Origin of the sequence: Micromonospora sp. NPDC005686, from assembly GCF_042871665.1 — a bacterium.
Classification (GTDB): domain Bacteria; phylum Actinomycetota; class Actinomycetes; order Mycobacteriales; family Micromonosporaceae; genus Micromonospora.
This window is the reverse complement of sequence record NZ_JBIAIY010000006.1, coordinates 184,366-199,422: the sequence shown is the minus strand read 5'-3', so window position 1 is coordinate 199,422 and position 15,057 is coordinate 184,366. Positions and strand designations below refer to the sequence as shown.

The window sequence follows — 15,057 nt, the reverse complement described above, 5'->3', positions numbered from 1 at the left end:
GCCTCTGGGGGTGGGAGAGATGACGGCACGCGCCACCAGGGGGCAGGATGGCGCTAGAGACCTATCCCACACGAAACCGAGGGAACGCCTGTGGCTACGGAACGCAAGCGCCCGGTGATCACCGCTGGTCTGCCGAGCCAGCTTCCGGACATCGACCCTGAAGAGACCAGCGAATGGGTCGAGTCACTCGACGGTGTCATCGACGAGCGCGGGACAAAGCGAGCCCGGTACGTCATGCTGCGCCTGCTGGAGCGGGCCCGCGAGCGGCAGGTCGGGGTGCCGTCCCTGACGACCACCGACTACATCAACACCATCCCGCCGGAGCACGAACCGTGGTTCCCGGGTGACGAGCACGTCGAGCGGCGGCTGCGGGCGTACATCAGGTGGAACGCCGCGATGCTGGTGCACCGGGCGCAGCGCCCGGAGATCGGCGTCGGTGGCCACATCTCCACCTTCGCCAGCTCGGCGTCCCTCTACGAGGTGGGCTTCAACCACTTCTTCCGGGGCAAGAACCACCCCGGCGGCGGGGACCAGATCTTCTACCAGGGTCACGCCTCGCCCGGCATGTACGCGCGGGCGTTCCTGGAGGGCCGGCTCAGCGAGACCCAGCTCGACGGCTTCCGGCAGGAGCTGTCGCACCCCGGCGGCGGGCTGCCGTCGTACCCGCACCCGCGCCTGATGCCGGACTTCTGGGAGTTCCCCACCGTCTCCATGGGCCTCGGGCCGCTGAACGCGATCTACCAAGCGCGGTTCAACCGCTACCTGCAGCACCGCGGCATCAAGGACACCTCCCAGCAGCACGTCTGGGCGTTCCTCGGCGACGGTGAGATGGACGAGGTCGAGTCGCTCGGCGCGATCGGCGTGGCCGCCCGCGAGGAGCTGGACAATCTCACCTTTGTGATCAACTGCAACCTCCAGCGCCTGGACGGACCGGTCCGCGGCAACGGCAAGGTCATGCAGGAGCTGGAGGCGTTCTTCCGGGGCGCCGGCTGGAACGTCATCAAGGTCGTCTGGGGCCGGGAGTGGGACCCGCTGCTCGCCGCGGACACCGACGGCGCGCTGGTCAACCTGATGAACACCACGCCCGACGGCGACTACCAGACCTACAAGGCGGAGTCCGGGGCGTACGTGCGGGAGCACTTCTTCGGCCGCGACCCGCGGACCCGCAAGATGGTCGAGGACCTCAGCGACGAGGAGATCTGGAACCTCAAGCGGGGTGGCCACGACTACCGCAAGCTCTACGCGGCCTACAAGGCGGCGATGGAGCACACCGGCCAGCCGACGGTGATCCTCGCCAAGACGATCAAGGGCTGGACGCTCGGCTCGCACTTCGAGGGCCGCAACGCCACGCACCAGATGAAGAAGCTGACGCTGGACGACCTGAAGCTCTTCCGCGACCGCCTCTACCTGGACATCCCGGACAAGCAGCTGGAGGAGAACCCGTACCTCCCGCCGTACTACACGCCGGGTGAGAAGTCGGACGAGATCACGTACCTGAAGGACCGGCGTCAGCAGCTCGGCGGCTACCTGCCCACGCGCAACACCGCGCGCAAGACGCTCGCCGTCCCGGGCACCGAGCGGTTCTCCGACGTCAAGCGCGGATCGGGCAAGCAGAAGGTCGCCACCACCATGGCGTTCGTCCGCCTGCTCAAGGACATCATGAAGGACAAGGAGTTCGGCAAGCGCTGGGTGCCGATCATCCCGGACGAGGCCCGTACCTTCGGGATGGACTCGCTCTTCCCGACCCAGAAGATCTACTCGCCGCACGGCCAGCGCTACACCTCGGTGGACCGGGAGCTGTTCCTGTCCTACAAGGAGTCGACCACCGGCCAGATCCTGCACGAGGGGATCAACGAGGCCGGGTCGGTGGCCTCCTTCACGGCCGCGGGCACGGCGTACGCCACCCACGGCGAGCCGATGATCCCGCTGTACATCTTCTACTCGATGTTCGGCTTCCAGCGCACCGGCGACGGGTTCTGGGCGGCGGCGGACCAGATGGCGCGGGGCTTCGTGATCGGCGCGACCGCCGGCCGGACCACGCTCAACGGTGAGGGCCTCCAGCACGAGGACGGGCACTCGCTGCTGCTCGCCGCCACCAACCCGGCGGTGGTCTCCTACGACGCGGCGTTCGCCTTCGAGCTGGCGCACATCATGGAGAACGGCCTGCACCGGATGTACGGCGAGGCGCAGGAGAACATCTTCTACTACCTCACCGTCTACAACGAGCCGATCTTCCAGCCGGCCGAGCCGGAGGGGGTGGACGTCGAGGGCATCCTCAAGGGCATCCACCGCTACTCCCCCGCGCCGCAGGTCGGCGACGACGCGCCGAAGGCGAACATCCTCGCCTCCGGCACCGGCATGCAGTGGGCGCTCAAGGCCCAGCAGCTCCTCGCCGAGGACTGGGGCGTCTCCGCCGACGTGTGGTCGGTGACGTCCTGGACCGAGCTGCGCCGCGACGCGGTCCAGTGCGAGGAGCACAACCTGCTCAACCCGGGCGAGGAGCCGCGGGTGCCGTACATCGCGCGGAAGCTGGCCGACGCCGACGGGCCGAAGGTCGCGGTCAGCGACTGGATGCGCGCGGTACCGGACCTGATCGCCCGCTGGGTACCCGGGGACTACACCTCGCTCGGCACCGACGGCTTCGGCATGTCGGACACCCGGCACGCGCTGCGCCGGCACTTCCACGTGGACGCCGAGTCGGTGGCGGTCGCCACGCTGCGCCAGCTCGCGCTGCGCGGCGTGGTGCCGGCCCACGTGCCGGCCGACGCCGCCCGCAAGTACGCGCTGGACGACGTCAACGCCGCCCCGGTCGGCGAGACCGGCGGCGACAGCTAGTACCCGTCACACGAGAAGGGCCCGGCGCCAGGTGCCAGGTGCGCCGGGCCCTTCTCGTCCCCCGATGCGACGACGGCCCGGCGTCCCTGGCGGGGACGCCGGGCCGTCACCATCGCGGGCGACGCCGGGACGGGCTCGGTCAGCCGACGGCGGCCAGGTCGGTCAGCCGGGCCAGCGAGTCCTCCAGGTCGGCGCCGACCCGGCGCAGGCCGAGCCGGAGCAGGGCCGCCTTGACGGGTCCGGCCGGCCACCGCACGACGATCAGCCGTACGACGGTGCCGCCGTCCTCCTCGTCCGGGGTCAGTTGGACGTAGATCTCGGTGCGTGCCTCGGCCCGGGCGCCGGCGCCCTTCGCGCGTTCGCGCCAGCCGATCAGGGTCGGCTCCTGGAAGGCGATCACCTCGGCCTCGTGCGCGGCCCCGCGTCCAGCCTGGACCAACTGCCGCCGCCCGAATCCCTCCCCGGACAGGACCTCGGCCGCGCGGACCCCCGCCAGCCAGGCCGGCAACTGCTCGGCGCGCTGCACGACGTCCCAGACCACTTCCACCGGCGCCGCCACGTGTGCGCTGCGTTCCACGAGGATCATGAATATCTTTCCCCCACTTAAATCACATCCGCGATATTCGGCACTCTATGTGTAAATCGGACTTAAGCGGACGGGTTCGGAAAAGACACGCCGAACTCCCTTGCGCCACCCAGTCATCTCTGCCTATGGCGCGGCGACTCGCGGAGCCCTAGAGTCGCGAGCACGCCTCACGTGCTGGGAGGGTGATCTTGACGACCGCGATGCCCGAGTTCCCCGCCGGCTTCCGCTGGGGGGTCTCCACCTCCGCGTACCAGATCGAGGGCGCGACCACAGCCGACGGTCGCGGTCCGTCCATCTGGGATACCTTCGCCCGCGAGCCGGGCCGGGTCGCCGACGCCAGCACCGGCGACCCGGCGTGCGACCACTTCCACAGGTACGCCGAGGACACCACGCTGCTGGCCGGGCTGGGGGTGTCCGCGTACCGGTTCTCGCTCGCCTGGCCCCGGATCCAGCCGGTCGGCTCGGGCCCGGCCAACGCCGCCGGGCTGGACTTCTACGACCGGCTGGTCGACGGCCTGCTCGCCGCCGGGGTGGACCCGGTCGCCACGCTGTTCCACTGGGACCTGCCGCAGCCGCTCGAGGACGCCGGCGGCTGGCTGAACCGGGACACCTCGGCCCGCTTCGCCGAGTACGCCGACCTGGCCGCGGCCCGCCTCGGCGACCGGGTGAAGCTCTGGATCACGCTCAACGAGCCGTTCATCCACATGAGCATGGGCTACGGCATGGGTGTGCACGCCCCCGGCCGGATGCTGCTGTTCGACGCCTTCCCGGTGGCCCACCACCAACTCCTCGGGCACGGTCTCGCGGTCTCCGCGCTGCGCGCCCGCACCACGTCACCGGTGGCGATCGCCAACAACTACTCCCCGGTGCGGCTCGCCGGCGACACCGACGCGGACCGGGCCGCCGCGGCGGCGTACGACGCGCTGCACAACCTCCTGTTCACCGATCCGCTGCTCGGACGCGGCTACCCGGACGCGCCGGGTGTGGACCCGGCGCTGGTCCGCGACGGGGACCTGGACGTGCTGGCCGCCCCGATCGACGTGCTCGGCGTCAACTACTACAACCCGACCGGCATCCGGGCGCCCGAGGCGGACTCGCCGCTGCCGTTCGACATCGTGCCGCTGGACGGCTACCCGCGCACCGCGTTCGACTGGCCGGTCGCCCCGGACGGGCTGCGGGAACTGCTGCTCCAGCTGCACGAGCGGTACGGCGACGCGCTGCCGCCGATCCAGATCACCGAGAGCGGCTGCGCGTACGACGACGCGCCGGACGCCGACGGCCGGGTGCACGACCCGGAGCGGATCGCGTACCTGGACGGGCACATCCGCGCGGTGCGCGACGCGATGGCCGAGGGCGTGCCGGTGACCGGGTACTTCGTCTGGTCGCTGCTGGACAACTGGGAGTGGGCCGAGGGCTTCACCAAGCGGTTCGGCCTGGTGCACGTCGACTTCGACACGCAGCGGCGGACGCCGAAGTCGTCGTACACCTGGTTGCGGGACCTGGTCCGGCGATGACCACGGTGAACCCGACGCCGGCCTCGCTGCCGGCGGCGCTCGCCGAGCCCACAGTGCCGGTGCGGCGGAGCTGGATCGCGCTGATCTTCGCGGCCAACCTGGGCGTCTGGATGGCGTTCTTCACCCCGATCCAGGTGCTGCTGCCGCAGCAGGTGGAACGGATCGCCCCGGCCGACAAGGAGGCCATGCTGGCGGTGGTCACCGGCATCGGCGCGCTCGCCGCGGTGCTGGCGAACCCGCTCGCCGGGGCGCTGTCGGACCGCACCTCGCTGCGGCTGGCCAACCGGCACTTCGGCCGCCGGCACGTCTGGACCGCGGTCGGCGCGGTGATCGGCGCGCTCGCCCTGGTGTTGCTGGCCCGGCAGAACACCATCGCCGGGGTGGCGGTGGCCTGGGTCGCCGCGCAGGTCTGCTTCAACGCGATGCTGGCCAGCCTCACCGCCGCGATCCCCGACCGGGTCCCGGTCGCCCAGCGTGGCGGCGTGTCCGGTTGGGTGGGCATCCCGCAGGCGCTGGGCCTGGTGCTGGGCGCGGTGCTGGTGACCGCCGTGGTCACCGGCAACGCGGCCGGGTACGCGGCGATGGCGGTCGCCGTGCTGCTGCTGTCGCTGCCGTTCGCGCTGCTGACCCAGGACGACCACCTGCCCCGGGAGCACCGCTCGCCGCTGCGCCTGCGGTCCCTGTTCGCCTCGATGTGGATCAGCCCGCGTCGCCACCCCGACTTCGCCTGGGCCTGGTTCACCCGGTTCCTGGTGCAGACCGGCAACGCGCTGGGCACGCTCTACCTGCTCTACTTCCTCACCGACGGGGTACGGGTGGCCGACCCCGAGGGCTCGCTGCTGATCCTGATCCTGCTCTACACGGTCGGCATGATGCTGACCGCGGTGGTCGCCGGACGCCTGTCCGACCGCTCCGGCCGGCGCAAGGTCTTCGTGATCGCCTCTGGGCTGATCATGGCGGTGGCGGCGCTGCTGCTCGCGGTGGCGCCGGTCTGGCCGATGGCGATGGTGGCGGCGCTGCTGCTCGGCGCGGGCTACGGCGTCTACCTGGCGGTGGACGCCGCGCTGATCACGCAGGTGCTGCCCGCCGCCACCGACCGGGCCAAGGACCTGGGCGTGATCAACATCGCCAACTCGGCGCCGCAGGTGCTCGGGCCGGCACTGTCCGCGCCGATCGTGGTGCACCTCGGCGGCTATCCGACGCTGTACGCGGTCACCGCGGCCGTCACTGTGCTCGGCAGCGCCCTGGTGGTGAAGATCAAGTCGGTGCCCTGACCGGCCCCCTGCCGGAAACCCGTGGCGGTCCGCCGTAGGCTGGGGGCGTGACGGTACGTGTACGCTTCGCCCCTTCCCCGACCGGTATGTTCCACGTCGGCGGCGCCCGGTCGGCGCTGCAGAACTGGATCTTCGCCAAGCAGCAGGGCGGGGTGTTCGTGCTGCGCATCGAGGACACCGACGCGGCACGCAACCGGCCCGAGTGGACCGAGGGCATCCTGTCCGCGCTCGACTGGATCGGCATCGCCCGGGACAGCTACGAGGGCCCCTACTTCCAGTCCTCGTACGCGGGCGAGCACCGGGCCGCCGCGCAGCGGCTGTACGAGGGCGGCCGGGCCTACTACTGCGACTGCACCCGCGAGGCCGTGCAGGCCCGTACCGGACCGCAGCAGCGCGGCTACGACGGCTTCTGCCGCGACCGCGGCCTGGGGCCGGGCGAGGGCCGAGCCCTGCGCTTCCGTACGCCGGACGAGGGCGAGACGGTGGTGGTCGACCTGGTCCGCGGCGAGCCGACGTTCGAGAACAAGCTGATCGAGGACTTCGTCATCGCCCGCGGCGACGGATCCCCGGTGTTCCTGCTGGCGAACGTGGTCGACGACATGTCGATGGGGATCACCCACGTGATCCGGGCCGAGGAGCACCTGCCGAACACCCCGAAGCAGCAACTGCTGTGGAACGCGCTCGGCGTGAAGCCGCCGGTCTGGGCCCACGTGCCGGTGGTCGTCAACGAGAAGCGGCAGAAGCTGTCCAAGCGGCGGGACAAGGTCGCGCTGGAGGCGTACCGGGACGAGGGCTACCTCGCCGACGCGATGCGCAACTACCTGATGCTGCTGGGCTGGGCGCCCTCGGGCGACCGGGAGATCGTGCCCTGGTCGGTCATCGAGGAGGAGTTCCGGCTGGACGAGGTCAACCCGTCCCCGGCGTTCTTCGACGAGAAGAAGCTGCGCGCGTTCAACGGCGACTACATCAGGGCGCTGCCGGTGGCGGACTTCGTCGAGGCGTGCCGGCCGTGGCTCACCGGCACCGACACGATCGCCCCGCCGCCGTGGCAGCCGGACGAGTTCGACCCGGCCGCGTTCGCGGCGGTGGCCCCGCTGGCCCAGACCCGGATCGCGGTGCTCAGCGAGATCGTGCCGAACGTCGACTTCCTGTTCCTGGCCGACCCGCTGATCGACGAGGCGGCCTGGGCCAAGGCGATGAAGGAGGGCGCCGCCGAACTGCTGGACGCGGCGATCGTCGCGTTCGAGGCGCTGGAGTCCTGGGACGCCGAGTCGCTGAAGGCCACGCTGGAGGTGGTCGGCACCGCGCGCGGGCTGAAGCTCGGCAAGGCGCAGGCGCCGGTACGCGTCGCGGTCACCGGGCGCACCGTCGGCCTGCCGCTGTTCGAGTCGCTGGAGGTGCTCGGCCGCGACCGTACGCTGACCCGGCTGCGCGCCGCCCGCGTACGCCTGGTCTGAGCCACCGGCCCGCGTGAGCGACATGCCTCTGAGTCATCTTCATGACTCAGAGGCATATCCGTGCTCAGCGGTCATCACTCCGCGCAGGTAACCGAGAGTGTTCGCAGCCGTTCAGCTGCGGGTCGCGCGGCGGCGCAACAGCAACCCGCCCCCGAGCGCGACGAGCACCACCACGGCCCCGGCCGCCCAGAGCCAGCCCGTACCCCCGCCGTCGTCCGCCCCGGCGGCGGCCGGGGTCGGGCTCGCCGGGGACGGCGCGGCGCTGGTCGGGACCGCACTGGCGGTCGGGGCGGCGCTGGTGGATGGCGCGCTCGCCGAGGGCGGGGCGCCGGTGGTCAGGGTGAAGCGGACCTCCCCCTTGATCGGATGCCCGTCGTCCGAGGCGAGCCGGTAGGTCACGACGTAGAGCCCGGCCGGGCCCGGCCGGAACGGCACGCTCACCCGCTTGCCGGAGAAGGTCGGCGCCCCGCCGGTCGCCGCCGCGTCGTCCGGGCCGGTGACGGTGACCTCGGTGGTGGCCTCCTTCGGCGTGGCGAGGAACCGCAGCTCGATCCGCTCGGGTGCGGCGGCCAGCCGGGCCCCGTCGCGCGGGTCACTACCGGTCAATGAATTGTGCGCCGCGGCCGGCGCGGCCGGCAGCAGCGCCGACGCCGCCACCACCCCGATCACCACCGCCCAGGTACGCGTCGCACGGGCGACCCTGCCCCCCATGGTTCCCTCCGTCCGGGTAGGATCCGGCCGATGATCATCGACCCTGTGTTGGTCGGTCTCAGCTCGCAGATAGTTCCAAATACTCTTCCACCTGCTGCGACCGAGCGCCGTTATGCGGAGTCTTGTGGTGGACACCGGTCCAGTGTGACCTGCAGCGGAAGCCAGCCATCGAACGGGGCGAGGAGGCGGCGATGATCCGGAGGGTGAGACGGCTGCTGGTCGCCGTAACCGGGAGCGTAGCGGCCCTGGCGTGCTCGCTGGCCCTGGCCGGCACGGCCGCGGCACAGGCCGCGCCCAAACCCAAGCCCGCCGCCCCGACCGGCGTGGACATCACCGGCGAACGGCTCGACGCGCCGCTGAAACTGCGTACCGACGTCAGCCCCACCGAGGTCAACCTGGTGATCGACCAGGTCAAGTGGCTGGGTACGACCGGCCAGCTGCGCGGCCCGGCCGCGAAGGATCTCGGTCCGAAGTACACGGTGCTGGTGCTCGCCGCCGCCGGCCCGCAGCGCACCTACGACCTGTTCCCGCTGGCCAAGGGCGGTCCGCGGATCTACCGGCCGGGCAAGCAGCCGGATGCGAGCAGCACCCGGGCCGGCTGGTTCTTCGGGCGGCTCAACATGCCCGAGACGCTGCGCTCGGTCGGCGTGCCGATGCCGGCGCAGTTCGACACGCTCACCGGCGGCATCGGCGGCGGGGAGCGTGTTCTGCCGGAGGAGGCGCTCGACCCGGTGCGGGATCTCGACACCGCGCTCGGCGAACTCCAGCGGCTGCTGCTGCTCAACGTGGGCGTCGTGCTGGTGATCACCGCCGGGCTGGCCGGCATCGCGCTGCTGGTCCGCCGCCGCACCCGCTGAGCGGCCCAGGGTTCCGTCCGGCGAGGGCCGGATCAGCACCAGCGGCGCGGCGGACGTTCGCGGCGGATCGTGCGGTTACGCGGGCGTACCGGGCCGTGCCGGTGGGCGCCCGCCCAGCCCGCCAACTCGCTGCGGCAACTCGGGTCGGCAGGTTCCTCGTCGGCCAGGTGCACCGGCTCCGCCGACCGCTGCCGGGGCACGCCCGGCTCGTCCTCGGGGCGCTCCGGCGACCGGCCGGCCGGCTGCTCCCCCTGGTGTTGCAGGCACGGCCGGCGCGGGTGCATCTGGTCGTGGCCCCGCCGGCAGGCATCCCCCTGGGCGCAACCGTGCTCGGCCTCCCCCTGCGGCATCCCGGCCCCCCTCACGCGTCGCCCTCGCCCGCCCGGCCGGAGTCTGGCCCGGCGTGCCCTGACACCGTACTGGCCCGGTCGAACAAGATCGTCAGCGCGTACCGGTGGAGATCGTCACGCGGCGGCGGGCACCTCACCTCGGAGTGGATCCGCTGGTCACGCCGTGTCAGGCTGGTGCGGTGAGCGAACCGGGCGGAACGGAGACGTCGGCGACGCTGCGTCGCATCGAACGGGCAGCGGGCGGGCTGGCCACCGCCAGCGTGGCCCGGATGGACGAGACGCTGCCGTGGTTCCGTGAGCTGCCGGCCGACCAGCGCTCGTGGGTCATGCTCGTCGCCCAGGCCGGTGTGCGCTCCCTGGTGCAGTGGCTGCGCCAGGGCGGCGGCGCGACCGACCGCACCCAGGAGGTGTCGGACGAGGTCTTCGCCGCCGCGCCGCAGGCGCTGGCCCGCACGATCAGCCTCCAGCAGACCGTGGCACTGATCAAGGTGACCATCGACGTGGTCGAGGAGCAGGTGTCGGACCTGGCCGTGCCGGGCGAGGAGCAGTCACTGCGGGAGGCGGTGCTGCGCTTCTCCCGGGAGATCGCGTTCGCCGCCGCGCGGGTGTACGCCCGGGCCGCGGAGAGCCGCGGCTCCTGGGACGCCCGGCTGCAGGCGCTGCTGGTCGACGCACTGCTGCGCGGCGACTCCCCGGACGTGCTGGCCAGCCGGGCCGCCGCGCTGGGCTGGACGGACGCGCCACCGGTGGCGGTGGCGGTGGGCCGCTCCCCCGGCGGCGAGGTGGCCGCCGTGCTGCACACCGTCTACCGGCAGGCCCGGCGGATCGGCGTCGAGGTGATCGGCGGCGTGCACGGCGACCGCCTGGTGATCGTGCTGGGCGGGGCGGCCGATCCGGTGGCGGCCACGGAGAAGCTGCGTACCGCCTTCGGGGACGGGCCGGTGGTGGTCGGCCCGGCGGTGCCCAGCCTGGACGAGGCCACCGAGTCGGCGCGGGCGGCGCTGGCCGGGTTCCGGGCCGCGCCGGCCTGGCCGACCGCGCCCTGCCCGGTCGCCGCCGACGAGCTGCTCCCGGAGCGGGCGCTGGCCGGGGACACCGAGGCGCGCCGCCGGTTGCGCCACGACGTGTACACGGCACTGGCCCGCTCCGGCGGTGAGCTGCTGGAGACGCTCGACGCGTTCTTCGCCGCCGGCGGCACGCTGGAGAGCGCGGCGCGGGCGCTGTTCGTGCACCCGAACACCGTGCGCTACCGGCTGAAGCGGATCGCCGAGGTGACCGGCTTCTCGCCGCTGGCCCCGCGTGACGCGTTCGCGTTGCAGGTCGCCCTGACGGTGGGGCGGCTCGACCCGGCGGTGCCGACGGCCTCCGACCGGCGATGATCTCCGACGACCTTTGTAGGTTTCCTCCAAAGGTTCTAGTGCGGTTTCGTGCCGTACGTTACAGCGCGGCACGCCGCGATCCGTCAGAGTCGTACACGTGCTCGCCGTACTCTCCCCTGGACAGGGTTCGCAGAAGCCCGGTTTCCTCGCGCCGTGGCTCGACCTTCCCGGCGCCGAGGCGCGTCTGCGCTGGTGGTCGGCGCTGGCCGGGGTGGATCTGATCCACCTGGGCACCCAGGCGGACGCGGACGAGATCAAGGACACCGCCCGCACGCAGCCGCTGCTGGTCGCCGCCGCGCTGCTCGCCGCCGAGCACCTGCCGATGCACGAAGCCGGGCTGGTCGCCGGGCACAGCGTCGGTGAGCTGGGCGCCGCCGCGCTGGCCGGGGTGCTGCCGGCCGAGGCCGCCGTGACGCTCGCCGGCATACGCGGACGGGAGATGGCCGCCGCCTGCGCGCTGGAGCCGACCGGGATGGCCGCCGTGCTCGGCGGCGACCCGGAGGAGGTGCTCGCCGCGCTGACCGCGCACGGGCTGCACCCGGCCAACCGCAACAGCGCCGGTCAGATCGTGGCCGCCGGCGCGCTCGACGGCCTGGACAAGCTGGCCGCCGAGCCGCCGGCCCGGGCCCGCATCATCCGGCTTCAGGTGGCGGGCGCGTTCCACACGCCGTACATGGCCCCGGCCGAGACCGCCCTCGCCGCGGTGGCCGCCGGTGTCCCGGCCACCGCCCCGACCCGGATCCTGCTGTCCAACCTCGACGGCGCAGCGGTCGGGCACGGCCCGGAGACGATGCGGCGGCTGGTCCGGCAGGTCACCGCCCCGGTCCGGTGGGACCTGTGCATGCGTACGCTTGCCGGCCTCGGCGTCACCGGCGTGATCGAGCTGCCGCCGGCCGGCACGCTGGCCGGGCTGGTCAAGCGGGAACTCAAGGGCGAGGGCGCACCGGAGATCGTCACCCTCAACACCCCGGCCGACCTGCCCGCCGCACGGCGGCTGATCGCCCGGCACGCCGGCCCCGCCGCCCGCCCGCCCGCGCCGTGGTTCCGGGTGGTGGTCTCCCCCGCCGCCGGCCGCCTCGACCGGTCGGCCGGGCCCGCCGAGGGCGCCGAGGTGCGCGCCGGTCAGCTCCTCGGCCACGTCGTCGGACCGCACGGGCCGGCCGAGGTGACCGCGCACGACAACGGGCTGCTCACCGAGTGGCTCGCGCACCACGAGGACCCGGTCGCCCCGGGCCAGCCCCTCGTCCGCATCGGAGGAACGCACTAAATGGCCGGCAGCCGGATCGTCGCGATGGGGCACTACCAGCCCTCCCGCGTCGTCACGAACGACGAGATCGCGCAGATGGTCGACACCAGCGACGAGTGGATCCGGGACCGGGTCGGCATCGCCACCCGGCGGGTCGCGGGCGACGAGACGGTGGCCGACATGGCTGCCGCCGCCGCCGGCAAGGCGCTCGCCAACGCCGGCCTGACCGCCGCCGACATCGACCTGGTCGTGGTGGCCACCTGCTCGTCCGCGGACCGCAGCCCCAACGTGGCCTGCCGGGTCGCGGTCAAGCTGGGCATCACCGCGCCCGCGGCGTACGACCTCAACACCGCCTGCTCCGGCTTCGCGTACGCGCTGGGCACGGTGGACCACGCGATCCGGGCCGGCGCGGCGCGCAACGCGATCGTGGTCGGCGCGGAGAAGCTCTCCGACATCACCGACTGGACCGACCGCTCGACCTGCATCATCTTCGCTGACGGCGCCGGGGCCGCGGTGGTCACCGCGACCGCCGACGACGAGCCGGCCGGTATCGGGCCGGTGGTCTGGGGTTCCGCGCCGGAGAAGAGCGACGCGGTACGGATCGAGGGCTGGCAGCCGTACATCGCCCAGGAGGGGCAGTCGGTGTTCCGCTGGGCCACCACCGCGCTGGCCCCGCTCGCGCTGCAGGCGTGCGAGCGCGCCGGGGTGGACCCGTCGGAGCTGGCCGCGTTCGTACCGCACCAGGCCAATGCCCGGATCATCGACGGCATCACCAAGCGGCTGAACATCCCGAACGCGATCGTCGCCAAGGACATCGTCGAGTCCGGCAACACGTCGGCGGCGAGCATCCCGCTCGCCCTGTCGAAGCTGGTCGAGCGGCGCGAGGTGCCCTCGGGCGCTCCGGTGCTGCTGTTCGGCTTCGGCGGCGGTCTGACCTACGCCGGTCAGGTCGTGCGCTGCCCCTGAGACCCCCTCGGGCGCGAACGCGCCGAGGCGTGTGGCCGGCGACGCCGGCCACCGGTAACCCCCGATGAGAGGAACCAACCGTAATGACCCGTGACGAGATCACCGCCGGCCTCGCCGAGATTCTCGAAGAGGTTGCCGGGGTGAACCCGGACGACGTGGCCGAGGGGAAGTCCTTCACCGACGACCTCGACGTCGACTCGCTCTCCATGGTCGAGGTCGTGGTGGCGGCCGAGGAGAAGTTCGGCGTCAAGATCCCGGACAACGAGGTGCAGAACCTCAAGACCGTCGGGGACGCGGTCAGCTACATCGAGGCGCAGTCCTGACCATGAGTCGCCCCGACGTCGTCGTCACCGGGCTCGGCGCGACGACCCCGCTCGGCGGGGACGTCGCGTCGACCTGGGACGCCATGCTCGCCGGCCGCTCCGGGGTGAGTGCGCTCACCCAGGAGTGGGCGGCGCAACTGCCCGTCCGGATCGCCGCCGAGCTGGCGGTCGACCCGTCCGAGGTGCTCGACCGGGTGAAGCTGCGCCGGCTGGACCGCTCGGAGGCGATCGCCATCATCGCCGCCAGGCAGGCGTGGGCCGACGCCGGCCTGACCGACGCCGCGCCGGACCCGGAGCGGCTGGCGGTCAGCGTGGGCTCCGGCATCGGCGGCGCCACCACCCTGCTCGCCCAGGACGACATCCTGGAGGCGTCCGGGCCGCGGCGGGTCTCCCCGCACACCATCCCGATGCTGATGCCCAACGGCCCGGCCGCCTGGGTCGGTCTGGAGCTGGGTGCCAAGGCCGGCGTGCACACGGTGGCCAGCGCCTGCGCCACCGGCGCGGAGGCGATCGCGCTGGGGCTGGACATCATCCGCGCCGGCCGGGCCGACGTGGTGGTGGCCGGCGGCACCGAGGCGGTCATCCACCCGCTGCCGATCGCCGGCTTCAGCTCGATGCGGGCCATGTCGACCCGCAACGACGACCCGGAGCGGGCCTCCCGGCCGTGGGACTCGGGCCGCGACGGCTTCGTGCTCGGCGAGGGCGCGGGCGTGGTGATCCTGGAACGGGCCGAGCACGCCGCCGCCCGGGGCGCCCGGGTGTACGCGCGCCTGGCCGGCGCGGGGATCACCTCGGACGCGTACGACATCGTGCAGCCGCACGCCGAGGGCGAGGGCGCCATCCGGGCCATCGCCCGGGCGGTCGCCGACGCGGATGTGGCCCGCACCGACATCGTGCACGTCAACGCGCACGCCACCTCCACCCCGGTCGGCGACATGCTGGAGATCGGCGCGCTGCGCCAGGCGATCGGTGACCACCCGGTGCTCACCGCAACCAAGTCGATGACCGGGCATCTGCTCGGCGCGGCCGGCGCGCTGGAGTCGATCGCCACCATCCTGGCCATCCGGGACGGCGTCATCCCGCCGACGATCAATCTGGACGACCCGGACGAGGGCCTGACGCTGGACGTGGCCGCGCACAAGCCGCGTCACATGGAGATCCCGGCGGCGCTGAACAACGCGTTCGGCTTCGGCGGGCACAACGTGGCGCTGGTCTTCACCCAACCCTGAGCGGATGCGAGGAAGGGCCCCTTGTCGACAGTCGGCTGTTGACAAGGGGCCCTTCCGCGCACCTCAGCCGCGGTTGCGGGGGTGCTGCTTGGCGGTCCGCTCGTTGCCGTGCCGGTAGTTGCCGGTCCACCGGGCCATGGTCAACTGCGGGTCGTCGTCGACCTCGGCCAGGAACTGCGCCGCCCGGCCGCCGCGCAACGTGCCGGCGACCCGGCCGTGATGCGTGATGACCACCGTGCCGTCGGCGCGCTCGACGTACCGGAATCCCTGTGCTGCCTCGCCCATGGCCGCCACCCTGTCATCCCGGCCGCCCGGTCGCATCCGCGTTTC

Annotated in this window: 14 protein-coding genes; 10 read left to right on the top strand and 4 right to left on the bottom strand. The window is 72.7% G+C overall.

The features are described 5' to 3' along the window. The first annotated feature begins 90 nt into the window (after positions 1-90). Positions 91-2,835 (top strand): pyruvate dehydrogenase (acetyl-transferring), homodimeric type, encoded by a 2,745-nt coding sequence (gene aceE, locus ACFYON_RS16245; protein ID WP_387320856.1) that lies wholly within the window; start codon positions 91-93, stop codon positions 2,833-2,835. Positions 2,836-2,974: 139 nt separating this feature from the next. On the opposite strand, the gene ACFYON_RS16240 is transcribed toward aceE, so the two are convergent. Further along, a complete protein-coding gene (locus ACFYON_RS16240; RefSeq protein WP_349880980.1) occupies positions 2,975-3,421 on the bottom strand; it encodes an SRPBCC domain-containing protein in 447 nt (148 codons plus the stop codon). A gap of 200 nt (positions 3,422-3,621) precedes the next feature. Between ACFYON_RS16240 and ACFYON_RS16235 the strand changes: the two genes are divergently transcribed. Genes ACFYON_RS16235 through gltX form a run of 3 tightly spaced genes read left to right on the top strand, consistent with a single transcriptional unit; the run spans position 3,622 to position 7,666 of the window. Next, the gene (locus ACFYON_RS16235) at positions 3,622-4,935 is read left to right on the top strand and encodes a GH1 family beta-glucosidase (RefSeq protein WP_387320911.1); all 1,314 of its coding nucleotides are present in this window, start codon (positions 3,622-3,624) and stop codon (positions 4,933-4,935) included. After that, the gene (locus tag ACFYON_RS16230; RefSeq protein WP_354872257.1) at positions 4,932-6,209 is read left to right on the top strand and encodes an MFS transporter; all 1,278 of its coding nucleotides are present in this window, start codon (positions 4,932-4,934) and stop codon (positions 6,207-6,209) included. Before ACFYON_RS16235 ends, ACFYON_RS16230 begins: the two co-directional genes overlap by 4 nt. A 47-nt stretch (positions 6,210-6,256) precedes the next feature. Then, on the top strand, positions 6,257-7,666 hold the full coding sequence (gene gltX, locus ACFYON_RS16225) for a glutamate--tRNA ligase (protein ID WP_355095051.1): 1,410 nt from the start codon (positions 6,257-6,259) through the stop codon (positions 7,664-7,666). A gap of 111 nt (positions 7,667-7,777) precedes the next feature. Here gltX and ACFYON_RS16220 read toward each other — a convergent pair whose 3' ends face one another. After that, positions 7,778-8,377, bottom strand: a complete 600-nt coding sequence (locus tag ACFYON_RS16220; RefSeq protein ID WP_355095049.1) for a copper resistance CopC family protein — start codon at positions 8,375-8,377, stop codon at positions 7,778-7,780. A gap of 191 nt (positions 8,378-8,568) precedes the next feature. Between ACFYON_RS16220 and ACFYON_RS16215 the strand changes: the two genes are divergently transcribed. Then, positions 8,569-9,234, top strand: a complete 666-nt coding sequence (locus ACFYON_RS16215; protein WP_355095047.1) for a hypothetical protein — start codon at positions 8,569-8,571, stop codon at positions 9,232-9,234. 32 nt (positions 9,235-9,266) lie between these two features. Here ACFYON_RS16215 and ACFYON_RS16210 read toward each other — a convergent pair whose 3' ends face one another. Then, positions 9,267-9,584, bottom strand: coding sequence for a hypothetical protein (locus ACFYON_RS16210; RefSeq protein ID WP_355095045.1), 318 nt, complete (start codon positions 9,582-9,584; stop codon positions 9,267-9,269). Positions 9,585-9,688: 104 nt separating this feature from the next. On the opposite strand from ACFYON_RS16210, the gene ACFYON_RS16205 reads away from it, so the two are divergent. The 5 genes from ACFYON_RS16205 (at position 9,689) to fabF (ending at position 14,727) form a co-directional block, all read left to right on the top strand. Beyond that, on the top strand, positions 9,689-10,963 hold the full coding sequence (locus ACFYON_RS16205; RefSeq protein ID WP_354872270.1) for a helix-turn-helix domain-containing protein: 1,275 nt from the start codon (positions 9,689-9,691) through the stop codon (positions 10,961-10,963). A 97-nt stretch (positions 10,964-11,060) separates the two neighbouring features. Further along, positions 11,061-12,230, top strand: coding sequence for an acyltransferase domain-containing protein (locus ACFYON_RS16200; RefSeq protein WP_387257665.1), 1,170 nt, complete (start codon positions 11,061-11,063; stop codon positions 12,228-12,230). Further along, positions 12,231-13,175: a beta-ketoacyl-ACP synthase III gene (locus tag ACFYON_RS16195; RefSeq protein ID WP_355094922.1), complete on the top strand. Its 945-nt coding sequence runs from the start codon at positions 12,231-12,233 to the stop codon at positions 13,173-13,175. Between the two features lie 83 nt (positions 13,176-13,258). Continuing rightward, complete coding sequence (locus tag ACFYON_RS16190) at positions 13,259-13,498, top strand: acyl carrier protein (protein ID WP_007072348.1); 240 nt, start codon at positions 13,259-13,261, stop codon at positions 13,496-13,498. Positions 13,499-13,500: 2 nt separating this feature from the next. Beyond that, complete coding sequence (gene fabF / locus ACFYON_RS16185; protein ID WP_355015170.1) at positions 13,501-14,727, top strand: beta-ketoacyl-ACP synthase II; 1,227 nt, start codon at positions 13,501-13,503, stop codon at positions 14,725-14,727. A 63-nt stretch (positions 14,728-14,790) separates the two neighbouring features. Here the strand turns inward: fabF and ACFYON_RS16180 are convergent, their stop codons facing one another. Then, complete coding sequence (locus tag ACFYON_RS16180) at positions 14,791-15,012, bottom strand: hypothetical protein (protein ID WP_354872286.1); 222 nt, start codon at positions 15,010-15,012, stop codon at positions 14,791-14,793. Between the last annotated feature and the right edge of the window lie 45 nt (positions 15,013-15,057).